The following is a 21,548-nucleotide window of genomic DNA, read 5'->3' on the forward strand; positions in this document are numbered from 1 at the left end:
TTTTTTATATACAGAACAGGCGACAGAGAACAAAGTAAAAATAGGAAACTGACGACGCATCGCAGATGCTAGACAGTTTATCTTTTTTACACAGTTCTCCGCCCGTATTCAGTTCAGCGAATACGGTAAACCCATCCTTTCTTTTTTTATTGAGTAATTAGGAGAGCTTTCCGCTCGTGTTCAAATCAGAACACATGCTCTACCTTTCTATAAGATACCAAGCCCGTAAAAAGCACAGTGAAAATAGGGGATGGACGCAGCAAGTACTGGACTTGCAAGTCAATCGATCTTTTTCACACAGCTTTTAGGGCGGGTTCAATTATTATTTGGTTTTGAAAGTCGTGGCGATTCCGGGTTCAATTCAAACCCAAACTGCCCTTCCTTTCATTTTTTATTTTGTTAATGAGTCCAAAAATGCATAGAGTTTAGCATTCATTTCTCGATAATCGTAAACACGAATGGCTTCAGGTTCTTGAACAAAGGTCAGGTTTTGACTTTGTTCTTCCAAAACATCTTCACCGTCTGCAGCAATCAAGAGATCGACTGCTTCTGGATCAAATTCTAAGTGGGCTTGGAAGGCATAGTGTTTAGGACTGAAGCGAATCATCTGACGTGGACACCCTTGACTGGTCGCAAGAACGACAGCATCTTCTGTCAATCCTGGCATATCGCCATGCCAGTGGCCGGTTTCAAGAATTGCTCCAAACTCACCGACATGTGGATCTGTTAGTCCTTCAGGCGTCAAGGTCACAGGATAAACCCCAATCTCACGTTCCGGACTGTGGTCATACTTCGCACCATAGGCAACAGACAGGAGCTGGGCACCCAGACAGACCCCAATAATATAACGTTCTGCCTTGATGGCTTTTTGAATCAACTCGATCTCTGCCTGAGGATCGTAGTATGGAAAAGCTTCTCGATCTTCATCTGGCGATTGAGGACCTCCCATCACAATTAAGAAGTCAATCTCATCCACTGTCTCTGGTAAGGCTTCATTCTCATAGACTTTGGTCGTGGTCACCTGATGGCCACGCTCCTGCGCCCATTTTAGATAAGCGCCCGGCACTTCAAAAGTTTCATGCAGTACAAAATGTACCTTCATCATTTCTTCTCCCATCTCTTTCGAATCACGTAAGACAGACTAGCCGCAAGTACAAGCGGGATTGTCAAACTCAAAGGCTGGCCTGTAAATCCAAGGCTCAGGGCAATGGCTGTCAGAGGAGCTTTTAAGGTCGTCCCTAAAAAGACGGTCGCTCCTAGTAACATCCCTAGAGCAGGATCCAGATGAATCCCAAGGACTGTCAAAAGCAAGGTCACTAGATAGCCAGAGCCAATCCCTAAAGCAAATGATGGTGTCAAAGTTCCCCCATAGGCACCATTGCGCAAGAGGAGATAAACCAGAAGCCCCTTCACTGCAAGAGTCAGTGGAAGATAAGGAATCGACTGGCTAGACAAGAGGGCTTGCGCCAGTACCTGGCCATTTCCCATAAAGATAGGGAAAAAGGCTACTAGGCTCCCCAGCACTAGAAAGGCTAGAGGAAGAGACCAAAGAATCGTCCTATCCTTCCGCCGTTTGTGACTAGCCCGCTTGGCTAGGAAATCAAAGACCAGAGCCAAGGGAGTGACCAAGAAAGCAATCACAATAGCCTGTAAGAAGCTGCTAGCTGACCATGAAACTGCGGACAGGTGATAAATGGCCTCCTGACCAACGATAGGCTGAGCTACCCAGGTGGCCAGATAAGTACTGGTCAAAACAAGTAAAAAGTTCTGCCAACTGTAGGCGAGTCCTAAGGTCTCAAAGACAAATAAGCTACTGGCAAAGGGGACCTGATAGACCGCAGCCAAACCAGCTCCAGCCCCACAGGCGATCAAGACTTTTCGCTCTTTGAGAGCTAGTGAGAATCCCTTCGCCAAGCGACCAGCTAGAAGAGCCCCGACCTCACGTGGGGCTCCTTCTTTTCCGACCGATGCGCCTGCTCCGACAATTGCCACCTGCATCCCTGCATGAAGGAGGTGGGCTAAGGGCGCTGGTTCCCTGTCTCCAGCTAAGTCAATTTGCTGGCGAATAGACAGGATCTTATAACGTCTTTGCAGAACATACCAGAAGCCAGCTGCCAAGCACCCAGTCACACACAAAACCAGAAATCTACGGAGACCTCCTGCTGCTTGAAATTGCTGGAGCAAATCGGAACTAGCTTGGCCAAAGGCCAGCCCTTGCACCCCTTCTAGTAGATAATGACAGGCAATTCCGACCAGACCTGTCCCTATCCCTAATGATAAGGTGGCTAGAAGCAACCTCAGCCCGTAGGGCAGACTTTGGAGTCGTGCTTTCATTGGATTAGAGTTCAGCAAGGATCGCTTTTAGCAAACCTTTGAAGTCGCCTTTGACGCGCTCTGTCACTTCTACTACTTCTTCGTGGTTGAGCTCTTCTTGGAAACCAGCCGCAAAGTTGGTAATACATGAAATACCAAGAACCTTCAAGCCAGAATGCGCTGCAATGATGACTTCCGGAACAGTTGACATACCGACAGCATCTGCTCCAAGTGTCTTATAAGCACGGATTTCAGCTGGAGTTTCGTAGGTAGGACCAGTCACACCGATATAAACCCCATCATCCAACTTGATACCCAATTTGTCAGCCACTTTATGAGCTGTCTCCCGGTATTCAGGTGTGTAAGCTTTTGACATATCAGGGAAACGTGGACCAAAGTCATCCAAGTTTTCACCGATCAATGGGTTTTGACCAGTCATATTGATGTGGTCTGTGATGGCCATCAAAGTACCAGGACCAAAGCCAATACCACCAGCAGCATTTGTAACAAGAACCCCTTCACAGCCCAAAACTTTCATGACACGAACTGGGAAAGTCACCACTTCTAGTGGGTTTCCTTCGTAAAAATGGAAACGTCCTTGAAGGGCCAAAACCTTGCGTCCAGCAAGCTCACCATAAACCAATTTACCAGCATGGCCGACAACCGTTGAACGACCCCAGTTTGGAATTTCAGAGTAGTCTACCACGACTGGATTTTCGATTTCTTCAGCCAGTTCTCCAAGACCTGATCCAAGGATCAAGCCAAACTCAGGTGCTTCCATTCCTTTGCATTTCAAAAAAGCAGCTGTTTCATTGATTTTTGCTAATAATGTCATTGCATATCTCCTTTATGATTTCCTTAAAAATTGGCCAATTTTGTCAAATGTATTGGCATTGCGAATGGTCAAGAGACGGTAATCCGGCATCTTGAGGACTTGTCTGTGGTAAGCGGTCTTTGTATAGGTCTCTTCTGAGTATTTGCCCCAGTAGATCCCAAGGCTTCCACGATGGATGATTTCATCACCGAGCGAAAAAGAGGAGACCAGCTCCCAGACAGCATCCTGATTGAGGTCTTCTGTGTAAAAGAGAACATCCTTGCGGGCCAGATCCTCCTGCCACCAGGCTGGTAGAGCAGCGAGATCTTGCGCATAGTCCTCAGCTGAAAAGAGAGAAAAAGACTGGATAAAGGGATAGTGATCACGAAAGAAATGTCCCAGTAAATCCACCAATTCTGCTTTAGAACCAGCAGATTCAAAGAAGATATTGCCACTATTGATGTAGGTCTCTACCCCATCCAGCCCGATCGTTTGAAGCTCCTCTCGAAGCTCTGCCATTACGACCTTGTTTTTCCCGCCAACATTGATCCCTCTTACGAGGAGAGCGAAGCGTGTCATCTTAGTTCAATTTGTCTAAGAAGCTTTCACCGATCATGGCTTTTTCAACACCAAAGTTCTCTGCAATTGTTGCAGAGATATCAGAGAAATGTCCGACTGGAATCACACCATTGCCCTTGAAGGATGGGCTATAAGCCAAGAATGGGATGTATTCACGCGTATGGTCTGTACCAGCGTAGGTTGGGTCATTCCCGTGGTCTGCCGTGATCATCAAGAGGTCATCTTCACGCATCGCTGCAATGATTTCTGGCAAGCGTTCGTCAAATTCATGCAAACAATCGCGGTAGCCGTGAGCATTGCGACGGTGACCGTAAAGAGCATCAAAGTCTACCAAGTTGGTAAATGAGAACCCTTCTTGGAACTCAGGAAGCCCCATGGTCTTAATCAAGGTATCCATACCGTGGCTATTTGATTTGTTGTGGCCCATATCGTGGTTGATACCAGCTCCGTTAAAGATATCGTTGATCTTACCAACTGCATAGGTATCAATACCTGCTTCGTTCAACTTGTCCAAAACAGTAGGCGCAAATGGTGAAACAGCCAAGTCACGACGGTTGGCTGTCCGTGTGAAGTTTCCAGGTTCCCCAACATAAGGGCGGGCAATGATACGTCCTAGAAGAGCTGGACGTTCCAAAGTGATGGAACGAGCGTATTCACAGATACGGTACAACTCATCCAAAGGAATGATGTCTTCGTGAGCAGCGATTTGAAGCACAGGGTCTGCTGATGTATAAATGATCAACTCACCAGTTTCCATTTGACGTGGTCCAAAGTCATCGATCACCGCTGTACCAGAATAAGGCTTGTTAGCTTCACGAATGACCTTACGTCCTGAGAATTCTTCAATCTTTGTAATAATTTCTTCAGGGAAACCATTCCAGAAAGTATCAAAAGGTTCTGTAATGTTGAGCCCCATGATTTCCCAGTGACCAGTCATGGTATCTTTCCCAAGAGAGACTTCTTGCAATTTTGTCGCATAACCAGTTGGGTTGCTTTCAGCTGGCACCGTCTTCAATGGTACTTCACGAGGAATATTTCCAAGACCGATTTTGGCCATGTTTGGTACATTTAATCCGACGGTTTTAGAGATGTGGCCCAATGTATCAGATGCTCCGTCTGGAACACCTGCATTGACAAAGTTATTGGCATCCGGTGCAGCACCGATCCCAACTGAATCCAGCACAACTAAGTGCATGCGTTTAAATTTTGACATATACTGCCTCTTTCCTTTATTAAACTAGCTATATTATACCATATCCCTATAAGAAGAGAGCCGTTGATAGATCCGAACCCTCTTAGAGAAACCTATTTTTCAATGATGACAGGGCCATCTGGTGTCCCTACAATCACTTTTGAAATCATGTTCAAGAATAAACCGTGCTCTACGACGCCTACGGTATGATCCAATTCATTGGCTAGAGCATCTGCATCCTCGATCACCTTGAGATCCAAGTCAAGGATGAAGTTGCCTTGGTCGGTTACAAAACGTTGATCACCCGCAAGACGGAAAGCAGGATGGTAACCTTTTTGCTCAAAGTGACGGAAGAGATTTTCAGCCCCATATTGCACTACTTCCACTGGAAGTTTGAATGCCCCAAGAGTAGTGACTTGTTTAGATTCATCCACGATCCAAATGCAGTCTTTTGAATTGGTTGCGACGATCTTTTCCATGAGGAGAGCCCCACCGCCCCCTTTGATCCCGTTTAATTGAGGATCCACTTCATCTGCGCCATCCACTGTCACATCAACCACTTCGACATCGTCGATAGCCTTGAGCGGGATGCCTAAACTTTCAGCCTGATCATAGGTCACATTCGACGTTGTGACAGCTGTGATCTGCAAGCCTTCTTCTTTGATGCGACGACCCAATTCAGCCACAAAATAATAAGCAGTTGACCCTGTACCGAGACCGACAATCATGCCGTCTTTGACAAACTCAGCCGCTTTAATTCCTACCTGTTCTTTTAGGTTTACCATCATAGACCTCCTTTTATATTCTATTACAGTATAGCATATTCTGAAAGAGATTTCACTAATTATTTGAAAACCTTTCCAAGTTCTTCTTCCAGAAGCAAAACCTTGCCCGTCTGCTGACTTTACGATAGAATAGAGATGAATCTACAGGAAAAGAGAATGACATGATTACTAAAGAATTTGATACCATTGCTGCTATCTCGACTCCTCTTGGTGAGGGAGCTATCGGGATCGTCCGCTTGAGCGGGACAGACAGCTTTGCCATCGCGCAAAAGATCTTCAAAGGTAAAGATTTAAGCAAGGTCGCTAGCCACACGCTAAACTACGGCCATATCATAGATCCAGATAAGAACGAGATTCTCGACGAAGTCATGGTTGGAGCCATGCGCTCGCCGAAGACTTTTACCCGTGAAGACATCATCGAGATCAATACCCACGGCGGGATTGCCGTAACCAATGAAATCCTGCAATTGGTCATTCGTGAAGGCGCTCGATTAGCTGAACCTGGTGAATTTACCAAGCGGGCCTTTCTGAACGGTCGGGTCGATTTAACCCAGGCAGAAGCCGTCATGGATATTATCCGCGCCAAGACCGACAAGGCTATGAACATCGCCGTGAAGCAACTAGATGGTTCCCTGTCTGACCTCATCAACAACACGCGCCAAGAGATCCTCAATACTCTGGCCCAGGTCGAAGTCAATATCGACTATCCTGAGTACGATGATGTCGAAGAAGCAACCACTGAGATCATCCGCGAAAAGACCAGTGAATTTGAAGTCCTCTTGACCAACCTTCTCAAGACTGCCCGTCGTGGCAAGATCTTGCGTGAAGGGATCTCTACTGCTATCATCGGCCGGCCAAACGTCGGCAAGTCGAGCCTCCTCAATAATCTTCTTCGCGAAGAAAAAGCCATTGTTACCGATATTGAAGGAACCACCCGTGATGTTATCGAGGAATACGTCAACATCAACGGCGTTCCCCTCAAGCTAGTCGATACAGCTGGTATCCGGGAAACCGAAGACATCGTTGAGCAGATTGGTGTCGAACGGTCAAAAAAAGCCCTCAAGGAAGCTGATCTAGTCCTCCTCGTCCTCAATGCTAGCGAGCCCTTGACCGATCAAGATCGCCAACTCCTTGAGATCTCACAAGATAGCAACCGCATCATTCTCCTCAATAAGGTCGACCTCCCAGAGAAGATCGAAATCGACCAACTGCCAGAAGATTACATCAAGATTTCCGTTCTGAAAAATCAAAACATCGATCAAATCGAAGACCGGATCAACGCCCTCTTCTTCGAAAACGCTGGGCTGGTTGAGCAAGATGCGACTTATCTTTCTAATGCTCGTCACATCTCCCTCATCGAGAAAGCTGTTGAAAGCCTGCAAGCGGTCAACGAAGGCTTGGCCCTCGGTATGCCGGTAGACCTGCTTCAAGTCGACCTCACACGCACCTGGGAAATCCTCGGAGAAATTACAGGAGATGCTGCTCCAGATGAACTCATTACCCAACTCTTCAGCCAGTTCTGTCTTGGTAAATAAATCTATTTTAAGATCCTATACTCTTAGAGACTTTTCTCACGGCGGAAAGTCTCAAATATTTCTTTCAAAATAGAATTAAGTTTACAGCTATAGGATCACTCAGTTTATACAAAAGTAGAAAAACAATGTGTCCAAAATAACAAAAATGCGTATGTGTGCAAACATACGCATTCTTTTTTGGTTTTATTTTCCTTGTTCTAATCGCTCGACGGTTTGATATGCTTGGTAGATCAGGAAGAGCCCAGTAGCATTCAAGACTGGAATCGCAATCGGCAACTCGGTCACGATTTGTGAGAAGGGTGAATTGCCAACAAAATGGAGTCCAAACCCAGCTGCTAAGTATCCCCAGCCCGCTAAACGTAGATCCTTGCGTCCTCTGCTTGCTTGGACAATCAGGAAGAGTCCCAGCATGACAAGTCCTGTGTAGACCCAGTGAGACATGGGCGCATTGGCCACACGACCGAGAATCCCTGACACCGTATAAGAGAAACCTTCCGGCAGGTCCTGACGGATATAGGCAAAGTCCTCCACGATCTGGAAACCAAGACCAGAGGCAATAGCCAAAAGGAAGATCGACTTGATGCGATGGACACTGAACAAATAGAGGACAAAGAAGATCGGAATCAACTTAAAGGGTTCCTCAAAGAGGGGAGCCGCGATGGCACTCTCGTACTGGTTCCAAAAGTCGCTATATGGAGCGATTTCTTGAATCATGTCATGGAAATAGGTATTGGCAAAGCTAGACAACCAACCGGCAACAAAGCCCCCACCTAATAGAGAAAAGAGAACCGGTACCCAAGACAACTTCCACTTCTTAGCAAAATGAAAGAGGGCCCAGACAGCAGGAAGCGCATAAACCAAGAGGATCAAGGTTGAAAGTCCCACAATCCCGTACTGGCTACCAGACATCCAGCCTTCTGTCAGTGATTGGGTCTCATAGGCCAGCCCAATCGCTAGCAAGAGTAAATAGAGAAACAAAATCGATTTGCGTTTCATAAAAGACCTTTCTAAAGTGAAATGAAAAAGGCTGGAAGCCCAGTCTTTTCTGAGTACTATCATTGTAACAGGATCAGCTTGAAAAAACAATAAACTGAGCTCTCAAATCCAGCTCCTACTTCAATACGGCTAGGATCTGACGAATCATATCCGGATCCCCATCAGGCAAAGTCACTGTTTCAGCATGATCCAAGATCCCTTGGGTAAATTGCGTCATAAACTCCTCACTATTGAGTTCATCTGCAGACTGTTGCCAGTGGCTCGGTACAGGATAGATGGTCACTGTCCCATCACCGTTGGATGCATAAGTCACATGACCTTCTGCAGAAATAGGAGTAAACAACTGACGCACATCTTTTGGATCTCGGCAAAAGTCAGAAAGCCTTGATCAGTTTTGGGACCATTCGAAACAACACAGCTCTAAAACGCAGTTCTCGCACTGTTGGAGTGTCACCATGTGTTGGAACTATTCGAAACAACACAGCCAAAAGATTATTCTTTTGAGTTAAAATATGGTTATCCATAATCAGTAATGCGCACCACTAATTCGGTGCTTTTTTTGTGTTTATTTTCATCTATCCCTAATTAGTCATTATATTAACTATATTTTACTCCTTCCCTCCTCAAAAATCAATTCATTACATGGAGATATTCCATCTATTTTTAACTTGAAATTTACAAAGGAACTCGCATGCACGAGTTCCTTTAGATAGTGGATATACTCCTTTTTGTATAACATTCCTCATTTATTTTCTGTAGAGACTTTCCGCTGTGAAAAAAGTGCCTGAAACTTAATCGTTTCAGGCACTCGGAATTCTTGAGACCTTAGGCTCAAGAATTAGTCATGGAACTTCGTAGAAGTTCGCTGACGTCCGTCCTCACCTAAGGAAAGTCTCGAAAGAGGAATTTCTATTCAAATAGAAAATCCCTCATCTTCATAAATTTATGTCCCCTGCCGGAATCGAACCAGCAACTACTCCTTAGGAGGGAGTTGTTATATCCATTGAACTAAGGGGACCCTATAAAAAAAGAAGCGAGATTACTCCCGCCTCCTTGTTCGTCTTAACGACGGATTTCTTTAATACGAGCTGCTTTACCTTGCAATGCACGAAGGTAGTACAATTTCGCACGACGTACTTTACCGTAACGTACAACTTCAATCTTTTCTACACGTGGAGTGTGTACTGGGAATGTACGTTCAACACCGACACCGTTAGAGATTTTACGAACAGTGTACATTTCAGTGTGTCCTTGACCTTTACGAGCGATAACAACGCCTTCAAAGATCTGGATACGTTCACGAGATCCTTCGACAACTTTCGCGTGTACACGAACAGTGTCACCAGGACGGAATGCAGGGATATCAGTACGAAGTTGACCTTCAGTCAAGCTTTGGATTAATGGATTCATTTTATTCTCCTATCTTCGTCAATCTTGAGGGACCTCCCTCAGCGGATAAACTGTATTTTTGTGCTTCCATTACGCACAGAAACTATCATATCAGATAATTTCAGGTTTGTAAAGCTCTTTTCTCTACTTTTTCGCAACTTTTTGACCGGAATAAATACTCCACTCTTTTGGTAGGCAATAGGCGATGGCACAAGCAATGACAAAGAAAGGAAGATTGGCATAACCAAAGACTTCTCCTCCGATCAAGATCGGTGCGAGCAAGGTCGTCGTCGCACTGCCAAAGACACTAGCGTATCCGATAGCAGCCACGACTAAGACTGGTAAGCCCAGCATAGGAGCAAGAAAGACTCCAAGCGTAGCTCCGATCGCAAAGAGCGGGGTTACTTCTCCTCCTTGGTATCCAGCTGAAATCGTCACCACGGTAAAGAGGAGCTTCAAGATCCAGTCATAACTCTGCGCACTGCCCTGATGAAAAGCCACATCAATCAGATTGGTTCCAAGTCCACTATAAGTGCCGACCTTGGTGAACTGGAGGGTCAAGAGGACCAAGCTAAGTCCAGCCCCTATAAGGGCAATCCGAATATAAGGATTAGGCAGTACTTTCGCGACTGTTTTCTTCAACCAGGAAAGGCTAACTGCAAAGAGTTTCCCAGCGAGGCCAAAAGCTAGGCCAAGAAGGGCAACTTTGATCAAGGTCTCTGGTGTCCAGCTTAGCGTTTCTTTTAGTGGCACAGCAAACTTCTCCAAGCCAAGGGCATGAGAGGTGAAGCTAGCCACGATCGAAGCGATAAGGGCAGGATAGAGAGCCATCAACTGCAACTCCCCAACTGTCAAGACTTCAAGGGCAAAGAAGGTTGCTGCCAGTGGCGTCTGAAAGAGCCCCGCAAAACCAGCTGCCATACCAGTCATGAGAAAAATACGCGAAGCATCTGGAATCTTGATATGACGCGCAAAACGATGCGAAAGCGTCGCTCCGATCTGGACTGCTACACCTTCCCGACCGACCGAACCACCAAAGAGATGGCTCATCCAGGTCGTCAGCATGATCAAAGGTACCAAGACCAAGGGGATTTTCTCCTCACGCGCGTGCCCGACATCAAAAATAAGGCCCATCCCTTTTGAAGCCTTGCCACCGAAACGTTTATAAAGATAAACGATGACAAGCCCCGCTAAGGCCAAAAAAAGAATCAAATGCCAATGCTGGCTTCGGAAATCCCCGATCAGAAGAAGACCTTGACCAAAAATCATATCAATGGCACCAACCAAGAGACCAATGAAAAGCGCCATCCCTGTTAGGACCACATACTGTTGTGCTTTTTTCTTGATAGATAGACTAGTCACGCGCCCTCACCTCCTCTTGGAAGTCTCTCGAGCGCTTCATCATATCTTGAAACTGAGCTTGAATGGTCGCACGATACTGCTCCTCCGTCACGAGAGAGCCGACTTTCTCAAGCACCTCTCTTTCCCTTCCTTGATCGAGCACAGGTAAACCCTGCTGCTCCTTATATTCTACAATCTGACCGACACAGACCATCCGTCTTTCCAGCAAGGCTACAAGCTCTTGATCGATCTGGTCAATGTCCTTACGAATCTGATCTAAATCCATGTGTCTCCTCTTTATTTTGGATATAAATCGAGGCTGTAATCCATCGATTCATCCTCTTTGTCATTAATTTGCTTTTGCTACAAGTTCTTCTGCAAAGGCTTCTAATTTTTCAATGTCTTCGTCTTCTGCAGACAAATCAACCTTGACACACTCAGAGCCTTTTTCAGCACCAGTCGCAGCGAAGCAACGGTCAAAATCATCAACTGCTTTACAGAATTCATCGTAGAAGGTATCACCTGATCCTACCACACCATAAAGTTTGCCTTTGAGATCAAGGCCAGCCAAATCTTCGTAGAAATCTTGGATCTCATCTGGAAGTTCTCCATCACCGTATGTATAAGTCGCTACCACTGCGATATCTGCATCAAGGAAGTCCTCCGCATCCACAGTTGTACACTCATCCACATCTACTTCGACACCAAGATCACGGAATTTGTCCGCTACGATATCCGCAATTTCTTCAGTATTTCCAGTCATACTAGCAAAAACAATCTTCGCTACAGTCATAATTTCCTCCCAAAAGCTATTTCCCGTATTATACCACTTTTTCAAGCATTTTGCACGAAACCTTTCCCGATAAGGTGAAAGAAGGGACATGTTTCAAGAAATTGGACCGATGGAACCTAATCACCCTTGTTTTCATTTAATTGACTGTTTCATTTCTTTCATCATATCCATCCATTCTACCAAAATATTGATCTTCTGTAAAACCGCTTCCACAGCTCCTAATTAGTGATAAATGCTTGCTGGATGGGCCTTTCTTATGTTAAAATTGACAGAGAAAATGAGGTAATGTATGAACGTAATGAATGAAATTCTTGAAAAAATTCAAGCTTATGACACGATTATTATCCACCGTCATCAGAATCCGGATCCGGATGCGATTGGTAGCCAGGTGGGCTTGCGGGACCTCCTGCGTGCGCACTTCCCTCAAAAGCGGGTCTTGGCAACTGGCTATGATGAACCGACCTTGACTTGGCTTGCTGAGATGGATACTGTCAGCGATGAGGATTATAATGGAGCTTTGGTGATTGTCTGTGATACGGCCAATACTCCCCGTATCGATGACAAGCGCTATACGAACGGTGATTTCCTGATCAAGATCGACCACCACCCAAATGACGATGCTTATGGAGATCTGCTTTGGGTCGATACTGAGTCTAGCTCTACCAGTGAGTTGATTGCATTTTTTGCTAAGGAATTGAATCTCGAACTTCCTGTTAGTGCTGCGCGTCTCCTCTATGCTGGGATTGTCGGCGATACAGGTCGCTTCCTTTATCCTGCTACTTCGACTCGAACCTTTGAGATCGCTGCAACTCTTCGAAGCATTCCCTTTGATTTTACAGCACTTGCTCGGCAGATGGATACGATCAACCTTAAGACAGCTAAGCTTCAAGGCTATGTCTATGACCATCTTGAGATCGATGAACATGGCGCTGCGCGTGTGACCCTAACACAAGAGCTCTTGAAGAAATTCGATCTACGGGATTCAGAGACTGCTGCAATTGTCGGAGCTCCTGGACGCATCGATACCGTATCTGTTTGGGCCATCTTTGTCGAGCAGGCCGACGGTCACTTCCGTGTCCGGATGCGTAGCAAACGAAAAGTGATCAACGAAATTGCCAAACGACATAATGGTGGTGGCCATCCACTCGCGAGTGGAGCCAACTCCTACTCCCTCGAAGAAAACGACCAAATCTACAAAGAGCTACAAGAAGTGGCGCGCACGAACGAAGGCTGAGAACGGTTTCTCAGCCTTTTTTTCTTGGTCATGGGGTTTTCATTTGCTCCTTCTTATGGTAAAATAAAGCTAATAAAATTTTTAAGGAGACTTATTATGGAAAAAAATCGTTTGTTTATCATTATTTCTGCTGCGGTGGCGATTCTTAGCTCTTTCTTGCCATGGGCAAGCCTGAATGCTGGAAACTTCGGTTCATACAGCTGGAATGGCCTTCGCGGAGATGGATGGTTTGTTATTATCTTCGCAGTCGTTGCGATTGTCCTTGCTTGCTTGAATGATGTAAAATCTTCACTACCAAAAGGTTTTGCAATTGGTGTTATCGTATCTGGGGCTCTCTCAACTGTTGTAACATTGATTGATGTCTTCGGTGTGAATAAGTACGCTGCTAATTTCAATGGCTATGGCGTTTCAATGGGCTTTGGTTTGATCCTTGCTTTAATTGCAAGTATCGCTATTGTTGTGACTGGTCTCTTGGCGATGTCAGGTGGTAAAATCACTAAAGGAACATTTGAAGAACTTGCTGAATCTGGTAAAGGATTTGCCCAATCTGTTGGACGCGTAACAACTTCTACTGTAAAAACTGCTGTAGATGAAATCAAAAAAGAAACACACGAACACACTGAGGGACAAGCTGATCAACCAGTGGAAGCACCAAAAGATCCAAATCAACCTGAACAATAATAAGATTAGATTCACCTTGGCTTAGCCAGGGTGATTTTTTTGATCATTAATTTAAATAAAATTAGTGAAAATACTTGTCAAGATCCTGGAAATTTGGTACACTAGCTAAGTAACAATCTATGGCTCGGAAAGAGACCATGGCAGAAAGGAAATATTGCAAAATGAAAAAAGATATCCATCCAGAATATCGCCCTGTTGTCTTCATGGACACTACTACTGGTTACAAGTTCGTCAGCGGTTCAACTAAATACTCAAACGAAACAGTTGAATTCGAAGGTGAAACTTACCCATTGATCCGTGTTGAAATTTCATCAGACTCACACCCATTCTACACTGGACGTCAAAAGTTCACTCAAGCAGATGGACGTGTGGATCGTTTCAACAAAAAATACGGTCTCAAATAAGAACCAACACAGAACCATTTCCCTTTCGGGAGTGGTTTTTTTGATCTCCGTTTCTTTTATTGTGAACGCACAAAAACAGAGGTTAGGATGTTGATCCCGACCTCTTTTTTCATCTTAATGGAACTGCATTCCACCATCTACGATAATGGTTTGTCCTGTGATGTAGTTTGAATCTGGTCCAGCAAGGAAGCTGACCGCTGCTGCTACATCTTCTGGTTCTGAAAGACGTTTCAAAGTGATATCTTTAGCGAATGTTTGCATACCCCATTCGTCGTCTTTGCCCGCGTTCTTCCCAACTTCATGAGCAATGTCAAACATCATTGGAGTCTTAACAATACCTGGTGCATAAGCATTGACAGTGATTCCTGAATCCGCCAAGTCACGCGCCAAAGTCTGTGTGATACCACGAACTGCAAATTTAGTACCACCATAAACAGTCAAGTTAGGGTTACCTACAACACCTGCTTGTGAAGTTGCATTGATGATTTTTCCGCCATGGCCAAGCGCTTTGAATTGAGCTTGTGCAGCTTGAACACCCCAAATCACGCCACCAACGTTAATAGCAAATGTACGTGTAAATTGTTCTTCTGTAATTGTATCAAGTGGTGTAGTTGGCGCAACACCTGCATTATTGACAACAACGTTCAAATCCCCAAAGTGATCAACAACTTTTTGGAAAGCCGCAGCTACTTCAGCTTGTTTAGAGACATCAGCAACGACCGCAAAAGCATTTTCTGCTGACAACTCAGCCACTGCTTTTTCCGCTGTTTCAGCATTGTAGTCCAATACTCCAACTTTAAAGCCATCTTGTACCAAACGTTTTGCAATTGCAAAACCGATTCCTTGACCTGCACCTGTAACAATAGCTACTTTAGACATATGATTCCTCCTTGGTATCCCTGATACCAGCAAACGTTCATAGAAGAACAGCAAGGGTTGACAACTAGTTTTGATGGGGTCTTTTATAAATATCCGACAAAACTATGCTAACAGTATACTCCTTTGTGAAAAAAGTGTCAAACTCTGGTCTTTTTTTTCTAAAATAATTTTAACGTTATATTATCTTTATTTAGTAATAACTTAACTGATAAATAGGATGCTGAGTAGGGTTTCTAATCTTAACAAAAACAGTCATATTGCCTATTGTTTTGAGGATAAATTGAATAACCTACCTAAACCAGTTCAATACATTATTGCGATCATTATTTCTTCATCGTCTTTTACATTTCTTACAACTTGTTTTAAGTTAGAACGTACGAAGCTCTCTTTAGCTGATACAGTATTTTAAAAGAGGCTGGGACAAAAGTCTTAGCCTCTCAATTGTCTTTGGATTATCGAGCAAGACGCAGTGGTTGAGTGGGCTCTACTACGCTGATTTTATCAGCTTTTACAGCCCTACTCAACTGTGCGGAGGTGGGACGACGAAATCGAATTCTAACGAATGACCGATTTCTGTCCCACTCTCTTTCTTTTTTTTAAAACATTTTAAATACTGCAACTGCTAATACTGCGCCAATGATTGGACCAACCACTGGGATCCAAGCGTAACCCCAGTCACCATCTCCTTTGTTAGGAATAGGAAGGAGGCTGTGCATGATACGAGGTCCTAGGTCACGAGCTGGGTTGAGAGCGGAGCCTGTAGTTCCACCGAGAGACAAACCAATCCCTGCAATCAAGGTACCAACAGCAAAAGTACCAAGCCCTGCTTGAAGGTCATAAAGACCAAGCGCAAAGATAGTTAGTAGCAAGACAAAGGTTCCAAGGATTTCACTGATGAGGTTTGAAGTAGTGTCCTTAATTGCTGGACCAGTACTGAATGTTCCAAGGATATTTCCAGGATTTTCTTCTGCTAAGTAATGCGGTTTGAACTGCAACCAGACAAGGACTTGACCGACCATGGCTCCGGCAAATTGTGCAAGGATATAAGGAATGACAGATGCCCAAGCTAGGCCACCATTAAGAGCAATCCCAATTGTTACTGCAGGGTTCAAATGGGCCGGACTTAACTTACCAGAGATGAAGGCTGCGACAGCAACCGCAATCCCCCAACCAAGAGTAATGACGATCCAACCTGAGTTGTGGCTTTTCGTTTTTGGAAGAACCACTCCTGCTACAACCCCATTTCCCAGAAGAATGAGGATTAAGGTTCCTAAAAATTCACCAAATAATTCTTTCATATGATTTAATTCTCCATTATAAAGAGGGGAAGGTTAGACAGTCTTCTTTCCAACCCCTTTTTTGTTTTTCTTAGTTTTTTAATGCTTCCAAGTCATTGTTTTCCAAAGCGACTTGCAAGTCTTTGCGGTAGCCAACTTTTTCTTCTTCTGACCATTCATAGAAGCGGCCCATTTCATCCAAAACAGGTTCGATCATCGCATCTAAGCTATCCCGCATAAAGAGCATGTGGTTGGTACGACGAAGAAGGAAATCAACTGGGCTGAGTGCCAATTCATTGCGCATTGCATAGTGAAGTGACAAGGTATCTGCTAGGCTCAATCCAGGTGCTTGTTCCACGCTATGAGCAAGGGCGAAGACCTTAGGTGCATTGGAACCGTATAGGTTAGCTAGGTAGTGAGCTTCCTTGCTATCCAAGCCACGAGATACGCCAAGTTGAGCAAAGGCTTCGATTTCAGAATCCACGTTCGTTGGGTTAATTTCTCCACCTGATACTGGATAGGTCTTAGAGTTAATCAATTTGAACTGACGGTCGAACTCTTCCTTGAGAATGGTCAAGACACGCTCCATCGCTCCTTCAGCCATCTTGCGGTAGTCTGTAATCTTCCCACCAGCCAGGGTCAAAAGACCATTGTCATCGCGATCAAGGCTTGATCCACGAGAAACAGCAGATGGATCCAAATGTTTTTCAGAAGTGCTACCTTCCAAGTAGCTGATTGCTGATTCAACATCTTCACGCGATTTTTCTTTAGAAAGATAGCCTTCAACTGTTGCAATCAAAGCATTAAAGCTCTCATCACTGATAGTGCCGTTGTTTCCACCATTGTAGTCAGAAGCACTGTTTCCTGAGATCAACGGACGAAGACCAGCCCAGCTACTTTCGATATCATCGATGGTGATGTGAGCTTCTGGGAAGCGGTTATTCACGATTCCTAACAAGTAGTCGACATCTTCTTGAGTTACTGTTGGATGCTCTAAGTCACCAGTGTAGTCCGTGTCAGTCGTTCCGAAGTAAGTTTTGTTTTCACGTGGCAAGACGAAGACCATCCGACCGTCTCCAAGACCAGTATCGAAGTAGACTGGTTGAGAAACTTTGATCTTGCTTGAATCTACGACCAAGTGAACACCCTTGGTTGGACGCATCTGTGAATGCTGCTCTCCATTATTTGAGAGATTACGCACTTTATCGCTCCAAGGTCCAGTTGTATTAATCACCAAACGAGCCTTGATTTCAAAAACTTGATCAGTCAAGAGATCACGCGCCACTACACCTGTAATCTTGCCAGATTCATCAAAGAGGAATCCTTCTGCTTTTACGTGGTTGGCGATGAGAGCCCCATCTTGGTTGGCACGTTTGATATTTTCAATCACCAAACGAGCATCGTTGTTACGGAAGTCTAGATATACCCCACCACCGACAAGACCTTCTTGTTTCAACTCAGGCTCACGAGCCAACACTTCTTCCTTGGTCAAGACCTTGTTGGCAGCTGGTGTATTGCTTACACCTGCCAAGAGGTCATAGAGGTCCATGGCTACCTTGAGACGGAAGAGGCTAAAAGTTGCCCCATCTTCATCATAGACTGGTAAGAGCATTGGGTCTGGTTTTGGAATATGAGGAGCAATTTGTTGAACTACTGCACGCTCTGAAACCGTATCTGATACCACTTCTACGTCAAATTGTTTGAGGTAACGAAGTCCACCGTAGACCAATTTTGTTGAACGGCTAGATGTCCCTTCCGCAAAGTCCTGCATCTCAATCAAACCAGTTTCAAGACCACTTGCTGCTGCCTGCAAGGCTACACCAGCACCTGTGATTCCCCCCCCGATGATCAAAAGATCCAGGGTGCGTTCTTGCATTTTCTTAATCGATAATTCACGAGTTTTCTTTGAAAATTCCATAATTCTTCACTTTCTATCCTACTGAAGTCTTGACTAGTCTTCAATTTCTGCAAAGAGTTGGGTAGCTTTAACAGCTTTCTTCCATCCCTTGTAGAGTTGTTCTTTACGAGATTCGTTCATAGAAGGCTCAAATAGTTCACCAGTTGCATTGAGTTCTTTCAATTCATCTAGGTCTTTCCAGTAGCCGACTGATAGACCTGCAAGGAAGGCTGCCCCCAAAGCTGTTGTTTCCAAGTTTTTAGCACGAGCGATATCAATACCAAGAATATCCGCTTGGAACTGCATCAAGAAGTTATTCATAGCTGCTCCACCGTCCACTTTAAGGACTTGAATAGCCGTCTTAGCATCAACCTGCATAGTATCAATGATATCCCGTACTTGGTAAGCAATAGATTGAAGAGTCGCCTTAATAAAGTCTTCTTTGGTTGTTCCACGAGTCAAGCCAAAGACAGAACCACGAGCATTTTGATTCCAGTATGGTGCCCCTAGACCTGTGAAGGCCGGTACCACATAAACTTCATCGTTGTTGTGAGAATCACGTGCATATTGTTCAGATTCAGGTGAGCTTTCCACCATGCGTAGACCATCACGAAGCCATTGAATGGCACTACCTGCGATAAAGATGGAACCTTCCAAAGCGTAGTAAACTTTACCATTGATTCCATATCCAATGGTAGTCAACAAGTTATTTTCAGATAACTGCATCTCTTCACCAGTATTCATGATGATGAAAGATCCAGTACCGTAAGTATTTTTAACCATACCAGGTTCAAAGGCCAACTGTCCAAAAAGAGCCGCTTGTTGGTCACCCGCCATACCAGAGATAGGCACTTCTCCACCGTAGAAATGGAAAGGAGCTGTTTTTCCATAGATTTCAGAGTTAGAACGAACTTCTGGAAGCATAGCCTTAGGAATATTGAGGATTTCCAAAATCTCATCATCCCATTTTAGGTCTTTGATATTGTAGAGCATGGTACGAGCAGCATTTGAATAGTCTGTTACGTGAGAAGCTCCGTCTGTCAACTTCCAAACCAACCAAGTATCGATGGTTCCAAAGAGCAATTCTCCTTTTTCAGCCCGTTCTTGTGCTCCTTCTACATGATCCAAGATCCAGCGAATCTTAGTTGCTGAGAAGTAGGCATCAATGACCAAACCTGTTTTTTGGTGGAATTTTTCGACATAGCCTTGGCTCTTAAGTTGTTCAGCTAAAGAAGCTGTTTGGCGAGACTGCCAAACAATGGCATTGTAGATTGGAAGGCCAGTATTCTTATCCCAAACAACAGTTGTTTCCCGTTGATTGGTAATTCCGATAGCTTCGATTTGTCCTGGTTTGATGCCACTTTCGATAAAGGCACCAGCGATAACAGACTGAACAGAGTTCCAGATTTCATTTGGATTGTGTTCAACCCAACCAGCTTGAGGGAAAATTTGAGTAAACTCTTTTTGGCTAGAGCTAACTTTTTCTCCTTTTTTATTAAAAATGATGGCTCTTGAACTTGTTGTTCCTTGGTCAATGGCCATAATGTATTTTTCTTGTGACATGAACTGTCCTCCTGGGAAAAAGAAATATTCTTTAGGAGACGTACTCCTTACATTGTCTAGTATACAAAATAAACCGCTTTCATGTCCATCAATTTTTTTAAGAATTTTAAAAAATTTGAGTAGATGGATTCAGAACCCTTGTTTCATAAGGATTTCTAAGACTTAGAAAAAATGAAATTTTTAGAAAAATCTAATAAAAAAGCTAGGCAGAACAATTCGTTTAGAATCTGTTCTTCCTAACCTCAATTTTTTAATTACTACTAATTCAGCTCAATAATATCATAAAAGTCTCATCAAGCATTGAATAGCTTTATTAACCTTCTTCTTGGTAGATCATCTGGCGAATATTGGCTAGATCGATCATATCTAAATCATATTTTAAATAATAGACAGGAATCCGCTGGGTAAGACTAATCGGATTGTTGGTCACGATCAAATCGTAATCTGAAGCTGGATCAACGGCTTCAATGGTAATAAAACGATTGTACTCTAAGTAGCGCTTGAGGACTTCTGTCATCCGTGTATAACCTAAATAGCCCACTGTTAAGTCTAAGCCGATCTTAATTTGTCTCCCACTATTTTCCGCGATATAATCCATTAACTGGAGCCACTCCCACTTGATTTTTTTATCCAGAGCTGTCCCTTGGCAAAAGATCGGAAGTTTGCTAAAGATAGTGTCTGCTACTTCTCTATAATCATGACTACTAAAGACATAAGGATTGTGGCTTTCAAGTTGGTACTTATACTTGTCTTGAAGAAGGTAGCCTGTAAAAAGATAGACCTGTCCACAAATTTGACTCAATTCATAGGTCACAGGGCCTTCGATATAATCCCCTAATAACTTCTGCGTTTTCATCTCTTGAATGAGTTGCGTTGTCAAATTACCAATCTCTCCCCCAAAGCCTAAGATGTACTCCATAGTATGAAGCGGGAGGATCCGATGGGTGACAAGGAAAGCAAAGAGGACTAACATCTCTCCATCTTCATGGCTAAGAGCGATATGTTTCCCAGAAAAGAGCTGGTTTACCCGACGAAACAAGCGTTGGTAAAAAATGTTGTCCGTATAGCCCTTCATCTTCTGTTCAATTTCTTGAAACTGACAGGCATTGATCTTAAGTCGTTGCTGGGTAATGTGGGACCAGAGAACAAAATCCAAACGTTGGCCTTGAGACAACTGGGCACCACAGAGCTCTTCTAGGGTTTCAATTTCGGTTTGTCTTTCTTTCTTGGCAAGTTCTTGTTTCCAGTCTGCACTAGCCCAAACCTTTCGTAGCAAACCAAAATAAAAATAACGAATTTTATGTTCAGGTCCCTTGAGGCGCCCATTTTGAATTGAAATAGAGAACTCAGTTAATAATTTATTCAAGCCAGAAATATGACGCCCTAGTGTGGCTTCACTAATCAAGAGTTCCTGAGCTAATTGTTGAGCTTGAAATTGACCATGATAAAGCAAATAGATCAATAGTTGGTACTTGATAGCATTGTCCAAAAAAGCCCGTCGAATGTCACGCCCCTTTGTATCCGAACCCACAAGAAGGCGAAAATTTTCATCTTCTCGTTCAATGGAAAGGGCCAGCTGATTCTCTTTGGCCTTGTCATTGATCAATGCAAGATATTTGTTCAAGGTTGCTTTGGAAAAATCTGTCTCCGCCATCACTTCTGACAGACTGCTTGGAGAATGTTGCTGCAGATGAGACAGGATTAAAAACTGCCCACCCTCACTTTTTTCCATTAAATCAGCTAAATGCATTTTCAGAAAACCCTTATATTGTTCTATCTTTAGAGTACCATAATTTGGCCAAAAGAAAAAACAATCTGTTTCTATCCTCGTCGGCAAAAGAAAAAAGAGCCCTAAAGCTCTTTTAACTAGTATTTC

At 44.1% G+C, this 21,548-nt stretch carries 21 protein-coding genes and 1 tRNA gene; 4 read left to right on the forward strand and 18 right to left on the reverse strand.

Features of this window, described 5'->3' with window-relative positions; all coding sequences use genetic code 11:
• Positions 1 to 391: 391 nt before the first annotated feature.
• The 6 genes from SM121_RS07345 to rpiA all read right to left on the reverse strand — a co-directional run bounded on the left by SM121_RS07345 (position 392) and on the right by rpiA (position 5,683).
• The gene (locus SM121_RS07345) at positions 392 to 1,105 is read right to left on the reverse strand and encodes a type 1 glutamine amidotransferase (protein WP_320910751.1); all 714 of its coding nucleotides are present in this window, start codon (positions 1,103 to 1,105) and stop codon (positions 392 to 394) included.
• The gene (locus SM121_RS07350) at positions 1,102 to 2,334 is read right to left on the reverse strand and encodes a chloride channel protein (protein ID WP_320910752.1); all 1,233 of its coding nucleotides are present in this window, start codon (positions 2,332 to 2,334) and stop codon (positions 1,102 to 1,104) included. The genes SM121_RS07345 and SM121_RS07350 overlap by 4 nt, the downstream gene beginning before the upstream one ends.
• 4 nt (positions 2,335 to 2,338) lie before the next feature.
• Entirely contained in the window at positions 2,339 to 3,148 is an 810-nt protein-coding gene (locus SM121_RS07355; RefSeq protein WP_320910753.1) for a purine-nucleoside phosphorylase, read from the reverse strand.
• 12 nt (positions 3,149 to 3,160) lie between these two features.
• Positions 3,161 to 3,706, reverse strand: a complete 546-nt coding sequence (locus SM121_RS07360; RefSeq protein ID WP_320910754.1) for a DUF1697 domain-containing protein — start codon at positions 3,704 to 3,706, stop codon at positions 3,161 to 3,163.
• 1 nt (position 3,707) lies between these two features.
• Entirely contained in the window at positions 3,708 to 4,919 is a 1,212-nt protein-coding gene (locus tag SM121_RS07365) for a phosphopentomutase (RefSeq protein ID WP_003011617.1), read from the reverse strand.
• Between the two features lie 92 nt (positions 4,920 to 5,011).
• On the reverse strand, positions 5,012 to 5,683 hold the full coding sequence (gene rpiA / locus SM121_RS07370; protein ID WP_003011834.1) for a ribose-5-phosphate isomerase RpiA: 672 nt from the start codon (positions 5,681 to 5,683) through the stop codon (positions 5,012 to 5,014).
• Between the two features lie 161 nt (positions 5,684 to 5,844).
• Here rpiA and mnmE point away from each other — a divergent pair, with 161 nt between their 5' ends.
• Positions 5,845 to 7,218, forward strand: coding sequence for a tRNA uridine-5-carboxymethylaminomethyl(34) synthesis GTPase MnmE (mnmE, locus tag SM121_RS07375; RefSeq protein WP_155171717.1), 1,374 nt, complete (start codon positions 5,845 to 5,847; stop codon positions 7,216 to 7,218).
• 183 nt (positions 7,219 to 7,401) lie between these two features.
• Here mnmE and SM121_RS07380 read toward each other — a convergent pair whose 3' ends face one another.
• The 7 genes from SM121_RS07380 to SM121_RS07410 all read right to left on the reverse strand — a co-directional run bounded on the left by SM121_RS07380 (position 7,402) and on the right by SM121_RS07410 (position 11,737).
• The gene (locus SM121_RS07380) at positions 7,402 to 8,214 is read right to left on the reverse strand and encodes a PrsW family glutamic-type intramembrane protease (protein WP_320910755.1); all 813 of its coding nucleotides are present in this window, start codon (positions 8,212 to 8,214) and stop codon (positions 7,402 to 7,404) included.
• Positions 8,215 to 8,329: 115 nt separating this feature from the next.
• A complete protein-coding gene (locus SM121_RS07385; protein ID WP_320910756.1) occupies positions 8,330 to 8,527 on the reverse strand; it encodes a hypothetical protein in 198 nt (65 codons plus the stop codon).
• A 633-nt stretch (positions 8,528 to 9,160) separates the two neighbouring features.
• Positions 9,161 to 9,232 (reverse strand) — tRNA-Arg (locus tag SM121_RS07390).
• Between the two features lie 44 nt (positions 9,233 to 9,276).
• Positions 9,277 to 9,624: a 50S ribosomal protein L19 gene (gene rplS / locus SM121_RS07395; RefSeq protein ID WP_003003254.1), complete on the reverse strand. Its 348-nt coding sequence runs from the start codon at positions 9,622 to 9,624 to the stop codon at positions 9,277 to 9,279.
• 123 nt (positions 9,625 to 9,747) lie between these two features.
• The gene (locus tag SM121_RS07400; RefSeq protein WP_320911325.1) at positions 9,748 to 10,911 is read right to left on the reverse strand and encodes a chloride channel protein; all 1,164 of its coding nucleotides are present in this window, start codon (positions 10,909 to 10,911) and stop codon (positions 9,748 to 9,750) included.
• Between the two features lie 46 nt (positions 10,912 to 10,957).
• The gene (locus SM121_RS07405) at positions 10,958 to 11,230 is read right to left on the reverse strand and encodes a chorismate mutase (protein ID WP_003012298.1); all 273 of its coding nucleotides are present in this window, start codon (positions 11,228 to 11,230) and stop codon (positions 10,958 to 10,960) included.
• A gap of 63 nt (positions 11,231 to 11,293) precedes the next feature.
• On the reverse strand, positions 11,294 to 11,737 hold the full coding sequence (locus tag SM121_RS07410) for a flavodoxin (RefSeq protein WP_003007049.1): 444 nt from the start codon (positions 11,735 to 11,737) through the stop codon (positions 11,294 to 11,296).
• Positions 11,738 to 12,026: 289 nt separating this feature from the next.
• Here SM121_RS07410 and SM121_RS07415 point away from each other — a divergent pair, with 289 nt between their 5' ends.
• From SM121_RS07415 to SM121_RS07425, 3 genes are all read left to right on the forward strand, one after another.
• Positions 12,027 to 12,971 (forward strand): DHH family phosphoesterase, encoded by a 945-nt coding sequence (locus SM121_RS07415; RefSeq protein ID WP_320910757.1) that lies wholly within the window; start codon positions 12,027 to 12,029, stop codon positions 12,969 to 12,971.
• Positions 12,972 to 13,067: 96 nt separating this feature from the next.
• Positions 13,068 to 13,652 (forward strand): hypothetical protein, encoded by a 585-nt coding sequence (locus SM121_RS07420; protein ID WP_003011750.1) that lies wholly within the window; start codon positions 13,068 to 13,070, stop codon positions 13,650 to 13,652.
• A gap of 161 nt (positions 13,653 to 13,813) precedes the next feature.
• Positions 13,814 to 14,056, forward strand: a complete 243-nt coding sequence (locus SM121_RS07425; protein ID WP_003003666.1) for a type B 50S ribosomal protein L31 — start codon at positions 13,814 to 13,816, stop codon at positions 14,054 to 14,056.
• A gap of 114 nt (positions 14,057 to 14,170) precedes the next feature.
• Here SM121_RS07425 and SM121_RS07430 read toward each other — a convergent pair whose 3' ends face one another.
• The 5 genes from SM121_RS07430 to SM121_RS07450 all read right to left on the reverse strand — a co-directional run bounded on the left by SM121_RS07430 (position 14,171) and on the right by SM121_RS07450 (position 21,422).
• Positions 14,171 to 14,935, reverse strand: a complete 765-nt coding sequence (locus SM121_RS07430; protein ID WP_320910758.1) for a (S)-acetoin forming diacetyl reductase — start codon at positions 14,933 to 14,935, stop codon at positions 14,171 to 14,173.
• 596 nt (positions 14,936 to 15,531) lie between these two features.
• Positions 15,532 to 16,233: an MIP/aquaporin family protein gene (locus SM121_RS07435; RefSeq protein WP_023023547.1), complete on the reverse strand. Its 702-nt coding sequence runs from the start codon at positions 16,231 to 16,233 to the stop codon at positions 15,532 to 15,534.
• A 70-nt stretch (positions 16,234 to 16,303) separates the two neighbouring features.
• Positions 16,304 to 18,130 (reverse strand): type 1 glycerol-3-phosphate oxidase, encoded by a 1,827-nt coding sequence (glpO, locus tag SM121_RS07440; protein WP_320910759.1) that lies wholly within the window; start codon positions 18,128 to 18,130, stop codon positions 16,304 to 16,306.
• A gap of 33 nt (positions 18,131 to 18,163) precedes the next feature.
• Positions 18,164 to 19,672, reverse strand: coding sequence for a glycerol kinase GlpK (gene glpK, locus SM121_RS07445; protein ID WP_009730830.1), 1,509 nt, complete (start codon positions 19,670 to 19,672; stop codon positions 18,164 to 18,166).
• A 313-nt stretch (positions 19,673 to 19,985) separates the two neighbouring features.
• Complete coding sequence (locus SM121_RS07450) at positions 19,986 to 21,422, reverse strand: helix-turn-helix domain-containing protein (RefSeq protein WP_320910760.1); 1,437 nt, start codon at positions 21,420 to 21,422, stop codon at positions 19,986 to 19,988.
• Positions 21,423 to 21,548: the final 126 nt, after the last annotated feature.

It is taken from the genome of Streptococcus sp. S1, assembly GCF_034137685.1.
Taxonomy (GTDB): domain Bacteria; phylum Bacillota; class Bacilli; order Lactobacillales; family Streptococcaceae; genus Streptococcus; species Streptococcus dentalis.

Bases quoted from the DNA above. Each gene is read 5' to 3' on its own strand.
- SM121_RS07345 (WP_320910751.1), bottom strand. From the start codon at position 1,105: ATGATGAAGGTACATTTTGTACTGCATGAAACTTTTGAAGTGCCGGGC.
- SM121_RS07350 (WP_320910752.1), bottom strand. From the start codon at position 2,334: ATGAAAGCACGACTCCAAAGTCTGCCCTACGGGCTGAGGTTGCTTCTA.
- SM121_RS07355 (WP_320910753.1), bottom strand. From the start codon at position 3,148: ATGACATTATTAGCAAAAATCAATGAAACAGCTGCTTTTTTGAAATGC.
- SM121_RS07360 (WP_320910754.1), bottom strand. From the start codon at position 3,706: ATGACACGCTTCGCTCTCCTCGTAAGAGGGATCAATGTTGGCGGGAAA.
- SM121_RS07365 (WP_003011617.1), bottom strand. From the start codon at position 4,919: ATGTCAAAATTTAAACGCATGCACTTAGTTGTGCTGGATTCAGTTGGG.
- rpiA (WP_003011834.1), bottom strand. From the start codon at position 5,683: ATGGTAAACCTAAAAGAACAGGTAGGAATTAAAGCGGCTGAGTTTGTC.
- mnmE (WP_155171717.1), top strand. From the start codon at position 5,845: ATGATTACTAAAGAATTTGATACCATTGCTGCTATCTCGACTCCTCTT.
- SM121_RS07380 (WP_320910755.1), bottom strand. From the start codon at position 8,214: ATGAAACGCAAATCGATTTTGTTTCTCTATTTACTCTTGCTAGCGATT.
- rplS (WP_003003254.1), bottom strand. From the start codon at position 9,624: ATGAATCCATTAATCCAAAGCTTGACTGAAGGTCAACTTCGTACTGAT.
- SM121_RS07400 (WP_320911325.1), bottom strand. From the start codon at position 10,911: ATGGCGCTTTTCATTGGTCTCTTGGTTGGTGCCATTGATATGATTTTT.
- SM121_RS07405 (WP_003012298.1), bottom strand. From the start codon at position 11,230: ATGGATTTAGATCAGATTCGTAAGGACATTGACCAGATCGATCAAGAG.
- SM121_RS07410 (WP_003007049.1), bottom strand. From the start codon at position 11,737: ATGACTGTAGCGAAGATTGTTTTTGCTAGTATGACTGGAAATACTGAA.
- SM121_RS07415 (WP_320910757.1), top strand. From the start codon at position 12,027: ATGAACGTAATGAATGAAATTCTTGAAAAAATTCAAGCTTATGACACG.
- SM121_RS07420 (WP_003011750.1), top strand. From the start codon at position 13,068: ATGGAAAAAAATCGTTTGTTTATCATTATTTCTGCTGCGGTGGCGATT.
- SM121_RS07425 (WP_003003666.1), top strand. From the start codon at position 13,814: ATGAAAAAAGATATCCATCCAGAATATCGCCCTGTTGTCTTCATGGAC.
- SM121_RS07430 (WP_320910758.1), bottom strand. From the start codon at position 14,935: ATGTCTAAAGTAGCTATTGTTACAGGTGCAGGTCAAGGAATCGGTTTT.
- SM121_RS07435 (WP_023023547.1), bottom strand. From the start codon at position 16,233: ATGAAAGAATTATTTGGTGAATTTTTAGGAACCTTAATCCTCATTCTT.
- glpO (WP_320910759.1), bottom strand. From the start codon at position 18,130: ATGGAATTTTCAAAGAAAACTCGTGAATTATCGATTAAGAAAATGCAA.
- glpK (WP_009730830.1), bottom strand. From the start codon at position 19,672: ATGTCACAAGAAAAATACATTATGGCCATTGACCAAGGAACAACAAGT.
- SM121_RS07450 (WP_320910760.1), bottom strand. From the start codon at position 21,422: ATGCATTTAGCTGATTTAATGGAAAAAAGTGAGGGTGGGCAGTTTTTA.